Genomic DNA, 16,944 nt, shown 5'->3' with positions numbered 1-16,944 from the left:
AAATTCGGGGCTGTGGCGCAGCTGGTAGCGCACCTGCATGGCATGCAGGGGGTCAGGGGTTCGAGTCCCCTCAGCTCCACCGGATGATCCGCCGGAATCGAAAGATTCCGGCGGATTTTTTTCTGTCCGGATCGGGGGAGCGGGTTGCCCGGGGGCGTACCGGCCACAAATTTGACCGGCCGGCGCGCCGATTAGCGCGAACGCGGTTTGTGGTTTAAGCTAGACAGGTTGCTTCAGGGAAGACAAACTTCCAGGGCAAATGAGGGGCTGTGGCGCAGCTGGTAGCGCACCTGCATGGCATGCAGGGGGTCAGGGGTTCGAGTCCCCTCAGCTCCACCACGAAAGGGAATCACCGCTTGGCGGTGGTTCCCTTTTTCGTGCCCTGCGCAGGAGCGCGGGACTGCGGATGGCGCAGCCGTCAAGACTGTCTCATGACTGGACGTCACAAACTGTCATTTAAGCTCTGCACCCCGGGCGGGACCTTGCTATCGTCGCTAGGAGAGAGCCGCCACGCGGCTTAGCTGGAAGGCCATTTCCGGCTCCACGACTAAGGACCATCATGAAGCGCACTCGACTTTCCGTTATCGGCCTCATTGCGGCAGCAGGACTCGCCCTGGCAGGCTGCGGCTCCGCGTCCACCACACCTGCCAGTTCGGCGCCCGCCGCCGGCGCGGACACGTCCCTCAGCGACGTCAAGAGTGCGGGTGTGCTCAAGGTCGGCACGGAAGGCACCTACCGGCCGTTCACGTTCCACGCCAACGGCAGCGGTGAACTGACCGGCTACGACGTGGAGATCATCAACGCCGTGGCCGAGAAGCTGGGCGTCAAGCCGTCCTTCCAGGAAACGCAGTTCGACGCCATCTTCGCCGGCCTCGACGCCAAACGCTTCGACGTCGTCGCAAACCAGGTATCCATCACGGACGAGCGCAAGGCGAAGTACGACTTCTCCACCCCCTACACGGTGAGCACCGGCGTCGTCGTCACCAAGGCTGACAACAACGACATCAGCTCCTTCGACAGCCTGAAGGGCAAGACCACCGCACAGTCCCTGACCAGCAACTGGTACAAACTGGCGCAGCAGAGCGGCGCAAACGTCGAGGCCGTGGAGGGCTGGGCGCAGGCGATCACGCTGCTCAAGCAGGGCCGTGTGGATGCAACCATCAATGACAAGCTGACGTACCTGGACTACCAGAAGACGGACCACGACACCGGCATCAAGATTGCCGCCGAAACCACTGACAAGTCGCTGAGCGCGTTCGCCCTGCGCAAGGGCTCGACCAGCCTCACCGACGCCATCAACAAGGCCCTCGGCGAGCTGGCGGCCGACGGCACGCTGACGAAGATCTCGCAGAAGTACTTCGACGCCGACGTCTCGAAGTAGCCCTGTGGAAGCCGCCGAGGGACGCAGCGTCCCGGCATGAATATCAACTGGGAACTCGTGTGGTCCTCACTGGGCCCCCTCCTGGCGGGTGCGATCACCGGCACCATCCCTTTGGCGCTGGCATCCTTCGGCCTGGGCCTGCTGCTGGCCCTGGTGGTCGCCCTCATGCGGCTGAGCCGCAACCGCCTGGTCTCCGCGGTGGCGCGGATCTACATCTCCGTCATCCGGGGGACCCCGCTGCTGGTCCAGCTGTTCGTCATCTTCTACGGGCTGCCGTCCATCGGCATCACCATCAGCCCCTGGCCCAGCGCCATCATCGCCTTCTCCCTGAATGTGGGCGGCTATGCCGCAGAGGTCATCCGGGCGGCCATCCTGTCCGTGCCCAAGGGGCAATGGGAGGCCGGCCACACCATCGGGATGTCCCGCCACCAGACCCTGGTGCGGATCATCCTGCCGCAGGCCGCACGGGTCTCAGTCCCGCCGCTGTCCAACACCTTCATCAGCCTGGTCAAGGACACCTCGCTGGCGTCCCTGATCCTCGTCACGGAACTGTTCCGCGTGGCGCAGCAGGTGGCCGCGTTCAGCCAGGAATTCATGCTGCTGTACCTCGAGGCGGCAGTCATCTACTGGATCATCTGCCTCGTCCTTGCCAGCGGACAGTCCGCCCTGGAGAAGAGATTGGACCGCTATGTCGCCCACTGAGCTCCCTCCCACGCAGCCCCCGCTCCCTGGCGCCCCCGTTCCGGAGGCTGCTGTTCCGGCGGACGCACTGCTGACCGTCAGAGGCCTGAAAAAGGCCTTCGGCCAGCATGAAGTGCTGAAATCCATTGACCTCGAGGTCCGTCGCGGCGAGGTGGTCACGCTGATCGGGCCCTCCGGATCAGGCAAGACGACAGTCCTGCGGTGCCTGAACGGGCTCGAAGTGCCCGACGCCGGCGTCGCCGAATTCGCGGGGCAACTGACCGTCGACTTTTCCACGCCGGTGGCGAAGAAGCAGGTGCTCGCCCTGCGGGACCGCAGCGCCATGGTGTTCCAGCACTACAACCTCTTCCCGCACAAAACCGTCCTCGAGAACGTGATCGAAGGCCCGGTCCAGGTGCAGAAGCGGCCCAAGGCGGAGGCTGTCCAGGAGGCCCGGGACCTGCTGGCCCGCGTCGGCCTGGCCGGCAAGGAGAACAGCTATCCCTTCGAGCTCTCCGGCGGCCAGCAGCAGCGTGTGGGGATCGTGCGGGCCCTTGCCCTGCGCCCGCAACTGCTGCTGTTCGACGAGCCCACTTCGGCGCTGGACCCCGAACTGGTGGGCGAGGTCCTGGCCGTCATCAAGGAACTCGCTGACGAAGGCTGGACCATGGTGGTGGTCACCCACGAGCTGGCGTTCGCCCGCCAGGTGGCCGACGAAGTCATCTTCATGGACGGCGGCGTGGTGGTCGAACGCGGCCACCCGGACACCGTGCTGCGTGACCCCCGGGAGGAACGCACCCGGCAGTTCGTGGACCGCCTGCTGAACCCGTTCTAGGTCAACGGCCAGCGCCAAGCGAATACAGGGAAGCAAACGCGGCGACTAAACTTGGGCGGGTGAACGACACCCTGCCCCCGTGCCCCGAATGCTCCAGCGAATACACGTACGAAATGGGGGCCCTCCTGGTCTGCCCGGAGTGCGCGCACGAATGGTCCGCATCCGCGGAAACTGACAAAGACTCCGACGGCGACGGCCCGGATGCAGGAGCAGACGCCGACCCCGTTATTAAGGATGCCGTTGGAAACGTCCTCGCCGACGGCGACACCGTCACCGTGGTCAAGGACCTGAAAATCAAGGGCAGCTCCACGGTCATCAAGGTCGGCACCAAGGTCCGCGGCATCCGCCTGGTCAACGGCGTGGGCGACCACGACATCGACTGCAAGGTCGACGGCGTGGGCCCCATGCAGCTCAAGTCCAGCGTCGTCAAAAAGATCTGACCGGGGGCAGGCCGTGACTGCGGAGACGGCGACTGTGGAACCGGTGCGGCTGGCCGACGTCGTGGTGGTCGGCGCCGGCCAGGCAGGACTGTCGGCGGCCTACCACCTGCAGCGCCGCGGCTTCATCGCCGCCGGCACTATGCGGCCGGGCGCAGCAGGGCAGCCGGCCGCGGGGGACCGGCCAGCGGGGACGTACATCGTGCTCGACGCCGAGGACGGCCCCGGCGGGGCCTGGCGCCACCGCTGGAAGAGCCTGCTCATGGCCACGGTGAACGGCATCAGCGACCTCCCGGGAATCCCGCAGCCCGCCGTGGACCCCGCCGAGGCCAGCTCCAGTTTCCTCACCCGCTATTTCGGCGGATATGAACACGATCTTGGCCTCGCGATACAGCGGCCCGTGAAAGTTCGGTCGGTGAGCCGGGAGGACGGGAATCCCGCCGGGCGGCTGAACATCACAACGTCCGACGGCGGCTGGTCGGCCCGCGCCGTGATCAACGCGACCGGCACCTGGACCCGGCCGTTCTGGCCCATCTATCCGGGCCAGGCCAGCTTCCACGGCCGACAGCTGCACGTCGCCGACTACGTCTCCGCCGAGGAATTCCGTGGCCTGCATGTCGTCGTGGTCGGCGGCGGGATCTCGGCCGTCGGGCTGCTTGACGAAATCTCCCAGGTCACCAGCACCTCCTGGTTCACCCGCCGGGAACCGGCCTGGCGCGAGGCTGCCTTCGACCGGCAGGCGGGCCACGACGCCGTCGCCCTTGTCGAGGACCGGGTGCGCCAGGGCCTCCCGCCGCAAAGCGTCGTCTCGGTCACGGGGCTTGTCTGGACCCCGGCCCTGCGCGCCGCCGCGGCGCGCGGCGTCCTGGACCGGCACCCCATGTTCACCGCGATCGAGCCCGGCGGCGTCCGGTTGGCCGACGGCAGCTTCCTTCCAGCCGGGGCAATCCTGTGGGCCACGGGATTCCGGGCCGAACTCGAACACCTCGCCCCGTTGCACCTGCGCGGACCCGGCGGCGGCATCGCGATGGAAGGCACGCAGGTCGCGGCCGAGCCGCGGGTCCACCTGGTCGGCTACGGACCCTCATCCTCCACCATCGGCGCCAACCGTGCCGGCCGGGCCGCCGTCGCGGGGATCGTCGCGCTGCTGGCCGGTCCGGGATAACGTAGGAAAGCGTAAAACGCAGCACTGCAACACCGCTGAGTCCGGCCACCCGGCCTCCTCGGCCCATGAACCAAGCCCGAACAGAACGGCGGCACAACGCGCGTGGCGGACACCAGCTTCGATTCCCTCTTTGCCCGGCTGAGAAGATTCCCGGATGTCGAGGCCGCCAACCTGCAGGCCTGGGACGCCACCGACCGGCTCCTGCTGGAGACCGCCCTTGAGATGCACTCGGCCGGCCTGCTTCAGCCCGGCGGACGGCTCGCAGTGGTGGGGGACCGGTATGGTGCCCTGACGCTCGGAGCACTGACGCTGGGGGACGAGACGCTCGGGGCGCAGGCCGTCCGGGTCCACCAGGACCTCATCACCGGTGAACGGGCGCTGCGGGCCAACGCCGAGGCCCTGGCCATCGACACGGGCTATGAAAACCTCCCGCTGGGCGCCGGCCTGCTGGCGGGGGCCTCCCTGGTACTGCTCCAGTTGCCCCGCTCCCTGGCCGAACTGGAGGAAATCGCCGACGCCGTGGCCCGCTACGCGGCGCCCGACGTCGTCGTGCTGGCGGGCGGACGCGTCAAACACATGAGCCTGGGCATGAACGCCGTGCTGGCGCGCTACTTCGAGGACGTCCAGCCGCAACTGGCCCGGCAGAAATCACGGCTCCTGCTGGCCCGGCGCCCCAAGCAGGTCCCGACCGAACCTCCCTTCCCGGTCACGGAGGTCAATGAGGAACTGGGGCTCGCCGTCTGCGCCCGGGGCGCCGTCTTCGCCGGCACCGGGCTGGACATCGGGACCCGGTTCCTGCTCGACTTCCTGCCCCGGATGCCGCACGCCACCCATGCCGTGGACCTGGGCTGCGGCACCGGAATCCTCGCCGCGACGTACGCCCGCGCCAACCCCGGTGCCCGCGTCACCGCCACCGACCGGTCTGCGGCCGCCGTCGACTCGGCCCTCGCCACGGCCCGCGCGAACGGCCTGGACGGCCGGATCGGGGTGCTCCAGGACGACGCCATGAGCTCCCTGCCGGACGCCAGCGCGGACCTGATCCTGCTCAACCCGCCCTTCCATCTGGAGGCGGCCGTCCACTCCGGCGCCGGGATCAAGTTGATTGAAGCCGCCGGCAGGGTGCTTGCCCCCGGCGGGGAACTCTGGACCGTGTTCAACAGCCACCTGCACTACCGGCCGGCACTCGAACGCCTGATCGGGCCCACGCGCGAGGCCGGCAGGAATCCGAAATTCACCGTGACAACCAGCACCCGGCGGCCGTAAAAGGTGAAACATAGTGTCTGTAAAGCACAAGTGTGGGCGCACGCCTGCACGTAACGTACGATTCTGACAACTGCTGTGCGTGGCCAAAGACGTTTAGAGGTATCAGTGACCGAGTTCCGGCAACCCTCGCCGAGGCGAGGGACCAACCTACCGAAGATGGGTGATTTCAACCTCACCGTCATCCTGGACGCCATCCGCCGCACCCCGGGCGGCCTGAGCCGCGTGGAGCTCGCCCAGATCGTCGGACTTTCCCCGCAGACCATCTCCAATATTTCCCGCCGCCTGCTGGACCAGCGCCTGATCGTCGAGGCTGGCAAGGAAGGCACCGGCCCGGGCAAACCAAGGACCATGCTCCGGCTGAACCCGGCGGGGATGTATGCCGTAGGCGTCCACTTGGACCCCGCTGTACTGACGTTTGTCCTGCTGGACCTGCTCGGCGCCGTCGTCAGGCACTCGCGGATCTCCACTCCGCCCGGTACCGACCCCCGCACGGTCATCGACACCATCGCGGACGAAATCAAGAGGCTCATCACGGACTCCGGGGTGGACCCGGAACGGATCGCCGGGCTGGGGGTGGCGTCGCCGGGCCCCATCGACCTGAACGAGGGCGCCGTCGTGGACCCGCCGCTCCTGCCGGGGTGGGACCATGTGGGGCTGCGGGACGCCCTCGCGGAGGCCACGGGCCTGTCCACCCTGATGGACAAGGACGTGACCAGCGCAGCCGTGGCCGAAACCTGGGCCGGCGGCCCCAGCGGCGAGGGCAGCTTTGTCTTCATGTACATGGGGACCGGGATCGGCTGCGGGATCGTCCTCAACGACGAGGTGGTCCGCGGAACTTCGGGCAACGCCGGGGAAATCGGGCACATCATCGTGGACCCCGGCGGCGCCCTCTGTGACTGCGGGCAGCACGGCTGCGTGAAGTCCTCCGCCATTCCGCAGGTCCTCGTGGCGCAGGCCGAGGCGGCCGGGGTGCTGGACGGCTCGCTCCAGGACAGGAGCGCACCGGCGGTCCAGGAGCGCTTTGCCGAGCTGTGCCGCATCGCCGATGCCGGCAACGATGAGGCCAGGGAAATCATTCGCCGCTCCGCTGTTCTCGTTGCCCGTGCGGTCTCGGCCGTCACCAATGCCCTGGACGTGGACCGTGTGGTGTTCGGGGGCCCGTTCTGGACGTGCCTGTCAGAGGCCTATCTGGAACTGATCCCTGCCCTGGTGGAAGCGAACAGTGCCACGCGGAAGATCCACGGGATCGAAGTGGTGGGCACAGGCGTGGGCGAGGACGTGGGCGCCGTCGGTGCGGCCTGCCTGGTGCTCGAACACACGCTGGCGCCGAAGTCGCAGCGGCTGCTCCTGGGGGACTAGGCGGGGGACTAGGCCGGACCGGTAGGACCAGCCGGCGTCAGTCGATGTCCTCAACCACCGTCCCGTACGGGATGGTGTCATCCAGATGCGCCTGGTGGCCATGGGGAAGCACGAGGATCCGGACCCCGTGCAGCTGGTCTGCGGCCGACTGCATGAGGATGGGCCGGACTGTGTTGATGAAACTCTCGCTCTTGCCGGCGAGGTATTCCTGATAGCTGGCTGGAAGCTGGATCATTGCAACAGGATAGCCCTGACCGGGGGCGATGGGGAGAGCAGCCGGCACCGGCCAAAAAAGGCCCCGCCGGGCGAACATTATTCTGCCGGGCATCACAAACGGCCGTAAAGGTGCGTCTTAATTCGGGGACGGACTTGAAGGGCGCCGCGGCCGGGCCTTAGAGTTCTAAACAAGTTACCTCAGTAACGTGTCAGCGATCCTCCGCTGAAGGTCGCCCTTGGAAAATTCCACGGGCGGTCCAGGAGGGTGTGGGTGCCCCCATGTGGGCCTGACATTTGCTCACGGACAACTTCGCTTTTCGGCGTACCAGTCGCGGCTGCGCCCTGTTGAAGTTCCCTCCGTGTTCCCCAACTCAATTCACTGACGGCAGTGTTTCCGTTTCTGTTCCCGGTCATCCGGGTCCCGGTCACCTGAGATCAGTGTTCACAGCCAAGGACGCAAATGTCACCACCAAGTCTTATCGATACCCATCCCAATCTTGCCGGCGCGGCCCCTGTTGCGCTGTCCTATGAGCTGTTCCCGCCGCGGTCGCCCGCGGCCGCGGAATCCCTCTGGACCACCATTGGCGAACTGGAAGCCACCGACCCGGACTATGTGTCCGTGACCTACGGGTCCAACGGTTCCAACCGCAGCACCGCCGTCGACCTCATCAACAGGCTCGTGCAGGAAACGACGCTGCGGCCCCTGGCCCACCTGACCTGCGTCGGGAACTCCCCGGAGGAACTGGCGGAGATCATCGGTGAACTGCTCGACGTCGGCGTCCGCGGCATCCTCGCCCTGCGCGGCGACCTGCCCAAGGACGGCGCGACCCCGCCGCCGGGATCGCTCCGGTACGCCCAGGACCTGATCGAACTTATCCGCCGCGTGGAACAGCGCCGCTCGGCACTGCTGTGCGCCGGCCGGGTCGCGGTCGGCGTCGCCGCCTACCCCACCCGGCACCCGGAATCCCCGAGTGAGGCGCACGACGTCGAGGTCCTGCTGGCCAAACAGCGCTCCGGTGCCGACTTCGCCATCACTCAGGTCTTCTTCCACACCGAGCAGTACGCGGACCTCCTGACCCGGGCACGCCGGGCCGGGGTGACCATCCCGATCATTCCCGGGGTCATGCCGCTGACCAGCCTCCGGCGGCTCGCGCGGCTCGGCCAATTGACCGGTGTGGAACCGGCACCGGAACTCATCGAACGCCTCGCGGCCGCCGATACCGACGCCGAGCGGACCCGGATCGGCGTGAGCGCCACGGTTGACCTCGCCAACGCCGCACTGGCAGCCGGCGCCCCCGGCATCCACCTGTACACGTTCAACGAGCACGCCGCCGCCCTGGACGTGCTGGACAAACTTGCTTTGCCCCGGCCGCGCAGCGGCAACAAGAACAGCGGCAACCGGCACAGCGGCAACCGGCAGGGCGCCGGCCGCATCAACGCCTCCCGTCCTGCCGCCGGCGCCCAGCTCGCCAGCTGAGCACCCCCACCTTCGTCATCTGTCAACGACAACTCAAGGACTCCCCATGACTGAACAGCTCACCACCCCCTTCCCGTCCGCCTCGATCCTGGGCTACCCGCGCATCGGCCGCCGCCGCGAACTCAAGAAGGCCGTCGAAGCCTACTGGGCCGGCAAGATCGACGCCGCAGCCCTGGACGCCGCCGCCAAGGAAATCCAGCTCGGCACCGCCAAGCGCCTGCAGGGCCTGGGCCTGAGCGAGGCCGCCGCAGTTCCCGGCACCTTCTCCTACTATGACCAGGTCCTGGACGCCGCCGCCCACCTCGGCGCCGTGCCGGCCCGCTTCGGGAACCTCCTCAACGACCAGGGCCAGCTGGACATCGACGGATACTTCACGCTGGCCCGCGGCAACAAGGACCAGCAGCCGCTGGAAATGACCAAGTGGTTCGACACCAACTACCACTACCTCGTGCCGGAAATCGGCCCGGAGACCAACTTCGCGCTGACCTCCAACCGGATCGTCGAGGAATTCGCGTACGCCCTCGCCAACGGTGTGGAGACCCGCCCCTACATCGTCGGTCCGGTCACCTTCCTGCTGCTGAGCAAGGCCTCCGACGACGCCCCGGCCGGCTTCAGCCCGCTGTCCCGCCTCGAGGACATCCTCCCGGTCTACACCGCACTGCTTCAGAAGCTCGCCGCCGCCGGCGCCAGCTGGGTCCAGCTCGATGAGCCCGCCCTCGTGGTGGACCAGGACACCCCGGCCGTGGAAATCCAGGCCGCCGTCGCCCGCTCCTACGAGGCCCTCGCCGCCGCGGCCCAGCGCCCGCAGCTGTTCGTCTCCACCCCGTACGGCGCGCTCAACGGCCAGCTCGGCACCCTCGCCGCCACCGGCATCGACGCCCTGCACCTGGACGTCTTCAAGGGCGGTGTCCCCTCCGCCGCCGCCCTGGCCGCGCTGGGCAACAAGACCCTCGTCGCCGGCGTCGTGGACGGCCACAACATCTGGCGCAGCGACCTCGCCGCCTCCGCCGCCAAGATCGCCGAACTGAAGAAGTCGGTGGCCACGCTGGCCATCAGCACCTCGACCTCCACCCAGCACGTCCCGCACGACGTCGACGAGGAAGTCCAGCTCTCCGAGCAGCTGCGCAGCTGGCTCGCCTTCGCCGACCAGAAGGCCGTTGAGGTTGTCACCCTCGCCGGCCTGCTGACCGATCCGGCGGCCGTCCAGCCGGCCATCGACGAGGCCGCCCGCGTCATCGCCTCCCGCGCCGAGGCCGAGGGCGTCCGCCGCGGCGACGTCCGGGCCCGCACTGCCGCCCTGACCGACGCCGACTTCAACCGCTCCGCCTACGCGGTGCGCGAGGCAGCCCAGGAGAAGGCCCTGCACCTGCCGCCGCTGCCCACCACCACCATCGGGTCCTTCCCGCAGACCTCGGAAATCCGCACCGCCCGGGCCCGCGCCAACCGCGGCGACCTCACCACGGAGCAGTACGAACAGCTCATGAAGGATGAGATCAAGCGCGTCGTAGACCTCCAGGAAGAGCTCGGCTTTGACGTCCTGGTCCACGGCGAGCCCGAGCGCAACGACATGGTCCAGTACTTCGCCGAGAACCTCGAAGGCTTCGACGTCACCGTGCACGGCTGGGTCCAGTCCTACGGCTCGCGCTGCACACGCCCGTCCATCCTGTGGGGCGATGTCACCCGCAGCGCCCCGATCACGGTGGAATGGGCCAAGTACGCGCAGTCCCTGACCAACAAGCCGATGAAGGGCATGCTCACCGGCCCGGTCACCATCCTCGCCTGGTCCTTCGTCCGCGATGACCAGCCGCTCGGCGAGACCGCCAACCAGGTGGCCCTGGCTCTCCGCGACGAGATCGCCGACCTCGAAGCCGCCGGCATCAAGGTCATCCAGGTGGACGAGCCCGCCCTGCGCGAGCTCCTGCCGCTGCGCAAGGCAGACCAGGCCGCCTACCTGGACTGGTCCGTGAAGTCCTTCCGCCTCTCCACCGCCGGCGCCGCGGACGCCACCCAGGTCCACACGCACCTGTGCTACTCCGAGTTCGGCGCCATCATCGACGCGATCGACGGCCTCGACGCCGACGTCACCTCGATCGAGGCGGCACGCTCCCGCATGGAGGTTGTCCACGACCTCGAGTCCCACGGCTTCGGCCGCGGCGTGGGCCCGGGCGTCTACGACATCCACTCGCCCCGCGTCCCGGGCGAGCAGGAAGTCACCGAGCTGCTCAGCACCGCCGTCAAGCACGTCCCGTCCCGCCAGCTCTGGGTCAACCCGGACTGCGGCCTGAAGACCCGCGGCTACGCCGAGACCGAGGAGTCCCTGCGCAACCTGGTGACGGCCACCAGGACGGTCCGCGCCGAACTGCTCGAAGCCGCCAAGTAGCACGCAGCTGAACTAATCCGCTTCACCACAAACGACGCCGGCCGGTCACCTCGCAAGGTGGCCGGCCGGCGTCGTACGTTCTTAGTCATCGATTGCTGAGCAGGTGCCGTTTTGAGCGCTCAAAAGGGCACCTGTGGAGCAATCGATGGATTCCGAGTCAGGACTCCCAGAGGATTTCGTCGTCCACGACGCCGTCCTCATCCGCGGAAGCGACGAGCACCTCGTCAGTGAAGTGCTGTCCCAGCGTGAAGTCGAGGACGAAATAGCGTTCCGGCTGGCCGGGGTAGATGCCCACGTGGCCCAGCTTGAGCGCCTTGAGGAAGACCTCGTCGGTCAGCTGGCTCTTGTTCTCAACGCCGAAGACCTTCTTGAGGTGTTCTTCCTTGATCGCGTTGCAATGGAAGTGGCGGTACTCCTGCGGGCTGGTGCCTTCCTGGTCCAGTTCCTCGGCGATCATTTCGCGGACCTGGTCCACGAGTTCGGGCAGGAAGCGCAAGCGGTAGTCAACTTTATGCATGGCGGCTTCGTCGAAGTGGTCATGCGCGTTGACGTTCAGGTCAAGCTCCACGGTCTGGCCCGCCAGCTCATGCGTGGCGGTCAGATTATGGTCCCTTCCGTGGTTGAGCTCGACCTCGCCGAAGTGCTTGCTCGCTACCTTGTTCATACCTTCAACATAGTCCTGAAAACCGGACCATTCCAGCGTTGGAAAGGTTTTATCCGCTTCCGGACCGGCCAGGTGCGGTGTGACTGTACATTGATCGGATGCAGCATGTAACCTCACCCGTTCTCCGTGCCCGGGTCGTGTTCGACGCCGGGTCCACCCGTCCGCTGACCTGGCGGCTGGATCGATTGCGCGGCCTGCGGCGCATGCTTGCGGAACAGCAGGCGGCCCTCGCCGAGGCCCTGGCGCTCGACCTCGGCAAGCACCACACCGAGGCGCAACTGTCTGAGATCGGGTTTGTCGACGCCGAGGCGGCCCACATGGAGCGGCACCTGGAAGAGTGGCTGCGGCCCCGCCGCGTGCCGGTGCCGCTCACGGTGCAGCCGGCCCGGGCCTGGACAGAGCTCACCCCGCTGGGCGTGGTGCTGGTGATCGGGCCGTGGAATTACCCGGTGCAGCTGCTGCTCGCCCCGCTGGCCGGCGCCCTGGCCGCCGGGAACACCGTGGTGCTCAAGCCAAGTGAACACGCCCCGGCCACCTCGGCCGCGCTTGCCCGGTGGATTCCCGAATACCTCCCCGGCGCCGCCGAGGTGGTTGAGGGCGGCATCCCGGAGACTTCGGCGCTGCTGGCCGAACGCTTCGACCACATCTTCTTCACCGGGGGAGAGGCCGCGGCCAAGGTGGTGATGCGCGCCGCGGCCGAGCACCTGACCCCCGTGACGCTGGAGCTCGGCGGCAAGTCCCCGGCCTACGTCGATGTGTCCGCGGACCTGGCCGCGGCGGCCAAGCGGATCGCCTGGGGCCGGTTCATGAACGCCGGGCAAACCTGCGTGGCCCCGGACTACGTCCTGGCCCGGGAGGATGTCCTGGAGCCGCTGCAGGCCGAACTGGTCAAGGCCGTCGCAGCACTCTTCGGACCGGATCCGGCGGCGAGCCCCTCCTACGGCCGGATTGTCGATGACCGCCACTTCGCCCGGATCGCTGCGCTGGCGGACGGGAGCACGGTGGTGCACGGCGGACAGCGCGACGCTGCCAGCCGCTACTTTGCGCCGACCCTGCTCCGTCCGGCGCCCGGCGACGCCGTCATGGCCGAAGAAATCTTCGGTCCGCTGCTGCCGCTGGTACAGGTGGCCGGGCTCGAGGAGGCAATCGGGTACGTCAACGGCCGTGCCAAACCGCTGGCCCTGTACGTCTTCAGCAAGGATCAGCGGACGCGCCGGGCCTTCGCCGACCGGACCTCCTCCGGGGCCTTATGCTTCGACGTTCCGGCGGCCCACCTGTCCGTCCCGGGCCTTCCCTTCGGCGGGGTCGGCGGCAGCGGCCTGGGCGCCTACCACGGGGAGCATTCGGTGCGGACGTTTTCGCATGAGCGTCCCACCCTGGACAAGCCGTTGTGGCCTGACACGCTGGAACTGATCTACCCGCCGTACACGCGGATGAAGCACCGGCTCATCAGCACCCTGATCGCGCCCGTCGGGAAGCGGCTCCGACCCTAGCCGGCCTCCGGACCGTCCCACTCGACGTGTACCCAGCGCTGCCCCTCGTTGTCAAAGGACTCGGAGTGGCCCAGCAGGGCGATGTCCTCGAAGCTCGATTCGATACCCTGGCGCTGCAGGGTGTCCCGGAGTTCCTCGGTGGCGGCCCGGACGGCCGCGGCTACGTCCTCGGGGGTGTCGGCGGAGACGGGACGGGACGCTGAATAGGTTTTGCTCATGGACCCCATCCTTGTGGATCGGCACCGCCAAGGGAACCCCCGCCGTCGTCGTCCGGCTCAGTCCTTCCGGCTCAGTCCTTCCGCGCGGTCCCGAGCTTGTGCATGGTTTCGGCCAGCAGTTCCACGAACAGCTGGACCTGGGCGGTCCGCTTCTCGTTGAGCAGCAGGGCGAAGACGTTCCGTGCCAGCCGGATCTCCGGCACATCCAGGACCACCACGCCGGCTGGCCGGTGCCGCAGAGCGAGCTCGGGGACCAGGGCGGCGCCGAGCCCCGCGGCCGCCATCTCCAGGCTGGCGTGGAAGTCATCGCTGTACGCCACCACGCGGGGGTGCAGATTGCAGCTCGCGAAGAGACGCTCGATCACCGTGGCGTCGGAGGTGCCCGGGTGGTGCAGGATCCAGGGCATGTCCGAGAGATGGGAGGCGGCCACCTTGGATTCGGTGCCGATGCCCCAGGCCGCCGGCAGCACCACCCGGAAGTCGTCGTCGCCGATCCACTGCCGGTCCACAGTGTGCGGCCAGGCGAGGCCGGACTGGCCCACCTGGTACACCAGGGCGACGTCGAGTTCCCCGCCGGTCCGCAGCCCCTGGATGGTCTGGGCCGGTTCCGCGACCGAGACCCTCAGGTCGATGCCGAGCTTCTTCCAGGCCGGGTTCTGCAGGATCGGCGGCAGCACATAGGTGGCCAGGCTCGGGAAAATGCCCAGCCGCAGCTCCTGGCTGGGGCTCTCCTGCGCCCGCGACGCGGCGGCCATGAGCGTCTCGATATCGGTGAGCACCTTGGCGGCGTGCCGGGTCATGACGACGGCGGCTTCCGTCGGCTGGATGCTGCGCGCGGCCCGCTGGAACAACGTGACGCCGGTGTCGCGTTCCAGCGCCGACATTTGCTGGGAGACGGCCGAGGCCGTGTAGCCGAGCCGGGCAGCGGCGGCGGCAAACGATCCGAGCCGGATCACTTCCACGAGGGTCCGCAGATGGACGGGGTTGATCAAGGGCTGCCCTTCGCCTGGTAGCGGGTCCGCGGAGGCGGGACCGGAATTCCCGCTTCATTCTATCCGGCACCACCCGCTGGCCAGCCGAAGCCAAAATATTGCCAAAGTCAGACACATCCGGCCGCGCGGCGGCGACGAATTGTCCATAAGAGGTTTCGGACCAAGGAACATTTCGGGCTAAACAAGTCGGGCTAAACAACAGGAGCAGACCAGTGTCGCAAGCAGCAGGGATTCCGGCAGGCCGGCGGGTCGCAGTCATCGGCAGCGGCGTGGCGGGGCTGACGGCCGCGTACGTGCTGAACGGGCAGGACCGGGTGACCCTCTTCGAGGCCGACTCGCGGCTCGGCGGACACGCCCACACCCACGATGTCCCGCAGCAGGACGGGCCCACCCTGGGCGTGGACACCGGCTTCATCGTCCACAACGAGCGGACCTACCCCACGCTCCTGCGCCTGTTCGCCGAGCTCGGCGTCCAGACCCAGGACTCAGAAATGAGCATGTCCGTCCGCTGCGACGGCTGCGGCCTGGAATACGCCGGCGCCCGGCCCAAGGCGAGCGGCATCATTCCCCGCCCGTCCACCCTGCTGCGCGGCCGCTACCTGCGGATGCTGCTGGAAATCACCCGGTTCCACCGCCGGGCCCGCGCGCTGCTGGCGGAACGCCCCAGCGGCACGGAAACAGGGACCGACACCGAACTCACCCTGGGGGAGTTCCTGGCCCGGGAGAAGTTCAGCAGCTACTTCATCTCACACTTCATGACCCCCGTGGTCAGCGCCGTCTGGTCCTGCGACCCCACCACCGCGCTGGCCTATCCGGCCCGCTACCTCTTCACGTTCCTGGGCCACCACGGCCTGCTGGGCGTCAAAGGCTCCCCGCAGTGGCGGACGGTCACCGGCGGCTCGCGCAGCTACGTCGACAAAGTCGCCGCGACCCTGCCGGACATCCGGCTCGCCAGCCCTGTCACCGCCGTGCACCGGCACGCCGACGGCGTCGAGGTCACCTCCGCGCCGGGCAGCGGAACCGTGCGCGAAAAATTTGACGCCGTCGTCATCGCCACCCACCCGGCCCAGGCCCTGCGCATGCTGACCGACGCCACGGCCGCCGAGAGCGACGCCCTTCGCGGCATGCCTTACTCGGTGAACCAGACCATCTTCCACCGCGACCAGGCAGTGCTGCCCGCCAACCCCAACGCCCAGGCCTCCTGGAACTACCGCCTGCCCTCCTGCGACGCCCGGCCGGACAAGGTCCTGGTCAGCTACGACATGACACGGCTGCAGCGGCTGCAGCCGGTGGACGGCGGCCGGTACATCGTCAGTCTCGGCGAATCCGAGCTGATCGATGACGCCACGGTCCTGGACCGGATGGTCTATGAGCACCCGCAGTACACCCCGGACTCGCTCAAGGCCCAGGAACAGATCCTGGGGCTCGGCGACGATCGGCTGGCCTTCGCCGGCGCTTACCACGGCTGGGGATTCCATGAGGACGGTGCCCTGTCCGGCCTCAAGGCCGCCGCCAGGCTGGGCCGGGACTGGGAACAGCTGCCGGTCAACATCGGCACTGTTGCCGTGGACCCGGATCTCCAGCCGGCCACTGTTCAATTCAGCACAGCGGAGGCGCAATGAGTGCCCAGGACTCCAGCCACCGCACCGCGATCTACCGCACCGCGATTTCGCACGTGCGGCGCACGCCGCTGCGCAACGCCTTCACGTACCGCAGCTACAGCTGGTACGTCGACGTCGACCATCTACCGCAGCTGCCGCGCGTGCTCCGGCCGCTGGCCGGCTTCCGGGTGGAGGACCACCTCGGCGACCCGGACGGCACGCTGCGCGGCAACGTCGAACGCTACCTCGCGACCCGGGGGATCGGTCCCGACCAGGGGAACGGGCTCGACGGCGGCCGCATCACGATGCTCGCCAGCGCCCGGGTCTTCGGCCATGTGTTCAACCCGCTGAGCGTGTTCTGGTGCCATGACGGCGCCGGCGAGCTCCGCTGCGTCGTCGTCGAGGTCCACAACACCTACCGGGAGCGGCACTGCTACCTCCTGGAAACTGACGGAGCAGGCCGGGCGAGCGTCCCGAAAGCCTTCTACGTCTCGCCTTTCAACGACGTCGACGGCGAATACCGGATGAAGCTGCCCGAACCGGGCGAACGGCTCGCCGTCTCGATCGTCCTGGAACGGGAGGGCCACCAGCCCTTCATCGCCACCATGGACGGCATCCGCCACGAGGCCACCGTGCGGAACATCCTGTCCGCGGCGCTCGCCGTTCCGCTGGCCCCGCTGCGCGTCGCGGCGCAAATCCGCTGGCAAGGCATCAGACTGTGGGCGCGCCGCCTTCCGATCATCAAGAAACCACACCACCCTTCACAGGAGGCAGTTCAGTGA

16 protein-coding genes and 2 tRNA genes are annotated in these 16,944 nt (G+C 67.9%); 14 read left to right on the top strand and 4 right to left on the bottom strand.

Annotated elements, in window-relative coordinates; translation table 11 throughout:
- Window positions 1-6 precede the first annotated feature (6 nt).
- The 9 genes from AC1DDO_RS02195 (at window position 7) to AC1DDO_RS02155 (ending at window position 7,121) form a co-directional block, all read left to right on the top strand.
- Window positions 7-79 (top strand) — tRNA-Ala (locus tag AC1DDO_RS02195).
- Between the two features lie 184 nt (window positions 80-263).
- Window positions 264-339, top strand: a tRNA-Ala gene (locus AC1DDO_RS02190).
- Between the two features lie 220 nt (window positions 340-559).
- The gene (locus AC1DDO_RS02185; protein WP_476971331.1) at window positions 560-1,381 is read left to right on the top strand and encodes an amino acid ABC transporter substrate-binding protein; all 822 of its coding nucleotides are present in this window, start codon (window positions 560-562) and stop codon (window positions 1,379-1,381) included.
- A 36-nt stretch (window positions 1,382-1,417) separates the two neighbouring features.
- Entirely contained in the window at window positions 1,418-2,083 is a 666-nt protein-coding gene (locus tag AC1DDO_RS02180; RefSeq protein WP_441408763.1) for an amino acid ABC transporter permease, read from the top strand.
- Entirely contained in the window at window positions 2,070-2,897 is an 828-nt protein-coding gene (locus AC1DDO_RS02175) for an amino acid ABC transporter ATP-binding protein (RefSeq protein WP_476971330.1), read from the top strand. The genes AC1DDO_RS02180 and AC1DDO_RS02175 overlap by 14 nt, the downstream gene beginning before the upstream one ends.
- Before the next feature lie 59 nt (window positions 2,898-2,956).
- A complete protein-coding gene (locus AC1DDO_RS02170) occupies window positions 2,957-3,337 on the top strand; it encodes a zinc ribbon domain-containing protein YjdM (protein ID WP_476971329.1) in 381 nt (126 codons plus the stop codon).
- Between the two features lie 13 nt (window positions 3,338-3,350).
- Window positions 3,351-4,499, top strand: a complete 1,149-nt coding sequence (locus AC1DDO_RS02165) for an NAD(P)-binding domain-containing protein (RefSeq protein WP_476971328.1) — start codon at window positions 3,351-3,353, stop codon at window positions 4,497-4,499.
- Between the two features lie 102 nt (window positions 4,500-4,601).
- A complete protein-coding gene (locus AC1DDO_RS02160) occupies window positions 4,602-5,762 on the top strand; it encodes a class I SAM-dependent methyltransferase (RefSeq protein WP_476971327.1) in 1,161 nt (386 codons plus the stop codon).
- Between the two features lie 156 nt (window positions 5,763-5,918).
- Complete coding sequence (locus AC1DDO_RS02155; protein ID WP_476971326.1) at window positions 5,919-7,121, top strand: ROK family transcriptional regulator; 1,203 nt, start codon at window positions 5,919-5,921, stop codon at window positions 7,119-7,121.
- A gap of 37 nt (window positions 7,122-7,158) precedes the next feature.
- On the opposite strand, the gene AC1DDO_RS02150 is transcribed toward AC1DDO_RS02155, so the two are convergent.
- Window positions 7,159-7,356 carry a hypothetical protein gene (locus tag AC1DDO_RS02150; protein WP_441408769.1) on the bottom strand — a complete coding sequence of 66 codons (198 nt, stop codon included), beginning with the start codon at window positions 7,354-7,356 and terminating at the stop codon, window positions 7,159-7,161.
- A 441-nt stretch (window positions 7,357-7,797) separates the two neighbouring features.
- Here AC1DDO_RS02150 and AC1DDO_RS02145 point away from each other — a divergent pair, with 441 nt between their 5' ends.
- Together AC1DDO_RS02145 and metE are read left to right on the top strand one after the other, a co-directional pair.
- Complete coding sequence (locus tag AC1DDO_RS02145; protein ID WP_476971325.1) at window positions 7,798-8,814, top strand: methylenetetrahydrofolate reductase; 1,017 nt, start codon at window positions 7,798-7,800, stop codon at window positions 8,812-8,814.
- A gap of 46 nt (window positions 8,815-8,860) precedes the next feature.
- Window positions 8,861-11,194: a 5-methyltetrahydropteroyltriglutamate--homocysteine S-methyltransferase gene (gene metE, locus AC1DDO_RS02140; protein ID WP_476971324.1), complete on the top strand. Its 2,334-nt coding sequence runs from the start codon at window positions 8,861-8,863 to the stop codon at window positions 11,192-11,194.
- Window positions 11,195-11,351: 157 nt separating this feature from the next.
- Here the strand turns inward: metE and AC1DDO_RS02135 are convergent, their stop codons facing one another.
- Window positions 11,352-11,858, bottom strand: coding sequence for a DUF2004 domain-containing protein (locus AC1DDO_RS02135; protein WP_441408772.1), 507 nt, complete (start codon window positions 11,856-11,858; stop codon window positions 11,352-11,354).
- A gap of 98 nt (window positions 11,859-11,956) precedes the next feature.
- Here AC1DDO_RS02135 and AC1DDO_RS02130 point away from each other — a divergent pair, with 98 nt between their 5' ends.
- The gene (locus tag AC1DDO_RS02130) at window positions 11,957-13,351 is read left to right on the top strand and encodes an aldehyde dehydrogenase family protein (protein ID WP_476971323.1); all 1,395 of its coding nucleotides are present in this window, start codon (window positions 11,957-11,959) and stop codon (window positions 13,349-13,351) included.
- On the opposite strand, the gene AC1DDO_RS02125 is transcribed toward AC1DDO_RS02130, so the two are convergent.
- Together AC1DDO_RS02125 and AC1DDO_RS02120 are read right to left on the bottom strand one after the other, a co-directional pair.
- Complete coding sequence (locus AC1DDO_RS02125) at window positions 13,348-13,569, bottom strand: hypothetical protein (protein ID WP_476866558.1); 222 nt, start codon at window positions 13,567-13,569, stop codon at window positions 13,348-13,350. The genes AC1DDO_RS02130 and AC1DDO_RS02125 overlap by 4 nt on opposite strands.
- Before the next feature lie 71 nt (window positions 13,570-13,640).
- Window positions 13,641-14,561, bottom strand: a complete 921-nt coding sequence (locus tag AC1DDO_RS02120; RefSeq protein WP_476971322.1) for a LysR family transcriptional regulator — start codon at window positions 14,559-14,561, stop codon at window positions 13,641-13,643.
- A gap of 212 nt (window positions 14,562-14,773) precedes the next feature.
- Here AC1DDO_RS02120 and AC1DDO_RS02115 point away from each other — a divergent pair, with 212 nt between their 5' ends.
- Both AC1DDO_RS02115 and AC1DDO_RS02110 read left to right on the top strand, forming a co-directional pair.
- Window positions 14,774-16,183, top strand: a complete 1,410-nt coding sequence (locus tag AC1DDO_RS02115) for an NAD(P)/FAD-dependent oxidoreductase (RefSeq protein WP_476971321.1) — start codon at window positions 14,774-14,776, stop codon at window positions 16,181-16,183.
- Window positions 16,180-16,944 carry a DUF1365 domain-containing protein gene (locus AC1DDO_RS02110; protein WP_476971320.1) on the top strand — a complete coding sequence of 255 codons (765 nt, stop codon included), beginning with the start codon at window positions 16,180-16,182 and terminating at the stop codon, window positions 16,942-16,944. Before AC1DDO_RS02115 ends, AC1DDO_RS02110 begins: the two co-directional genes overlap by 4 nt.

It is taken from the genome of Arthrobacter sp. 10N43 (assembly GCF_056394525.1).
Note: the sequence above shows the minus strand (reverse complement) of the source record. Positions and strands in the feature narration are given on the sequence as shown.

Excerpts from the sequence above, each read along its gene's own strand:
- AC1DDO_RS02175 (WP_476971330.1), top strand. The coding sequence starts at position 2,070 with ATGTCGCCCACTGAGCTCCCTCCCACGCAGCCCCCGCTCCCTGGCGCC.
- AC1DDO_RS02180 (WP_441408763.1), top strand. The coding sequence starts at position 1,418 with ATGAATATCAACTGGGAACTCGTGTGGTCCTCACTGGGCCCCCTCCTG.
- metE (WP_476971324.1), top strand. The coding sequence starts at position 8,861 with ATGACTGAACAGCTCACCACCCCCTTCCCGTCCGCCTCGATCCTGGGC.
- AC1DDO_RS02125 (WP_476866558.1), bottom strand. The coding sequence starts at position 13,569 with ATGAGCAAAACCTATTCAGCGTCCCGTCCCGTCTCCGCCGACACCCCC.
- AC1DDO_RS02185 (WP_476971331.1), top strand. The coding sequence starts at position 560 with ATGAAGCGCACTCGACTTTCCGTTATCGGCCTCATTGCGGCAGCAGGA.
- AC1DDO_RS02155 (WP_476971326.1), top strand. The coding sequence starts at position 5,919 with ATGGGTGATTTCAACCTCACCGTCATCCTGGACGCCATCCGCCGCACC.
- AC1DDO_RS02110 (WP_476971320.1), top strand. The coding sequence starts at position 16,180 with ATGAGTGCCCAGGACTCCAGCCACCGCACCGCGATCTACCGCACCGCG.
- AC1DDO_RS02150 (WP_441408769.1), bottom strand. The coding sequence starts at position 7,356 with ATGATCCAGCTTCCAGCCAGCTATCAGGAATACCTCGCCGGCAAGAGC.
- AC1DDO_RS02145 (WP_476971325.1), top strand. The coding sequence starts at position 7,798 with ATGTCACCACCAAGTCTTATCGATACCCATCCCAATCTTGCCGGCGCG.
- AC1DDO_RS02135 (WP_441408772.1), bottom strand. The coding sequence starts at position 11,858 with ATGAACAAGGTAGCGAGCAAGCACTTCGGCGAGGTCGAGCTCAACCAC.
- AC1DDO_RS02130 (WP_476971323.1), top strand. The coding sequence starts at position 11,957 with ATGCAGCATGTAACCTCACCCGTTCTCCGTGCCCGGGTCGTGTTCGAC.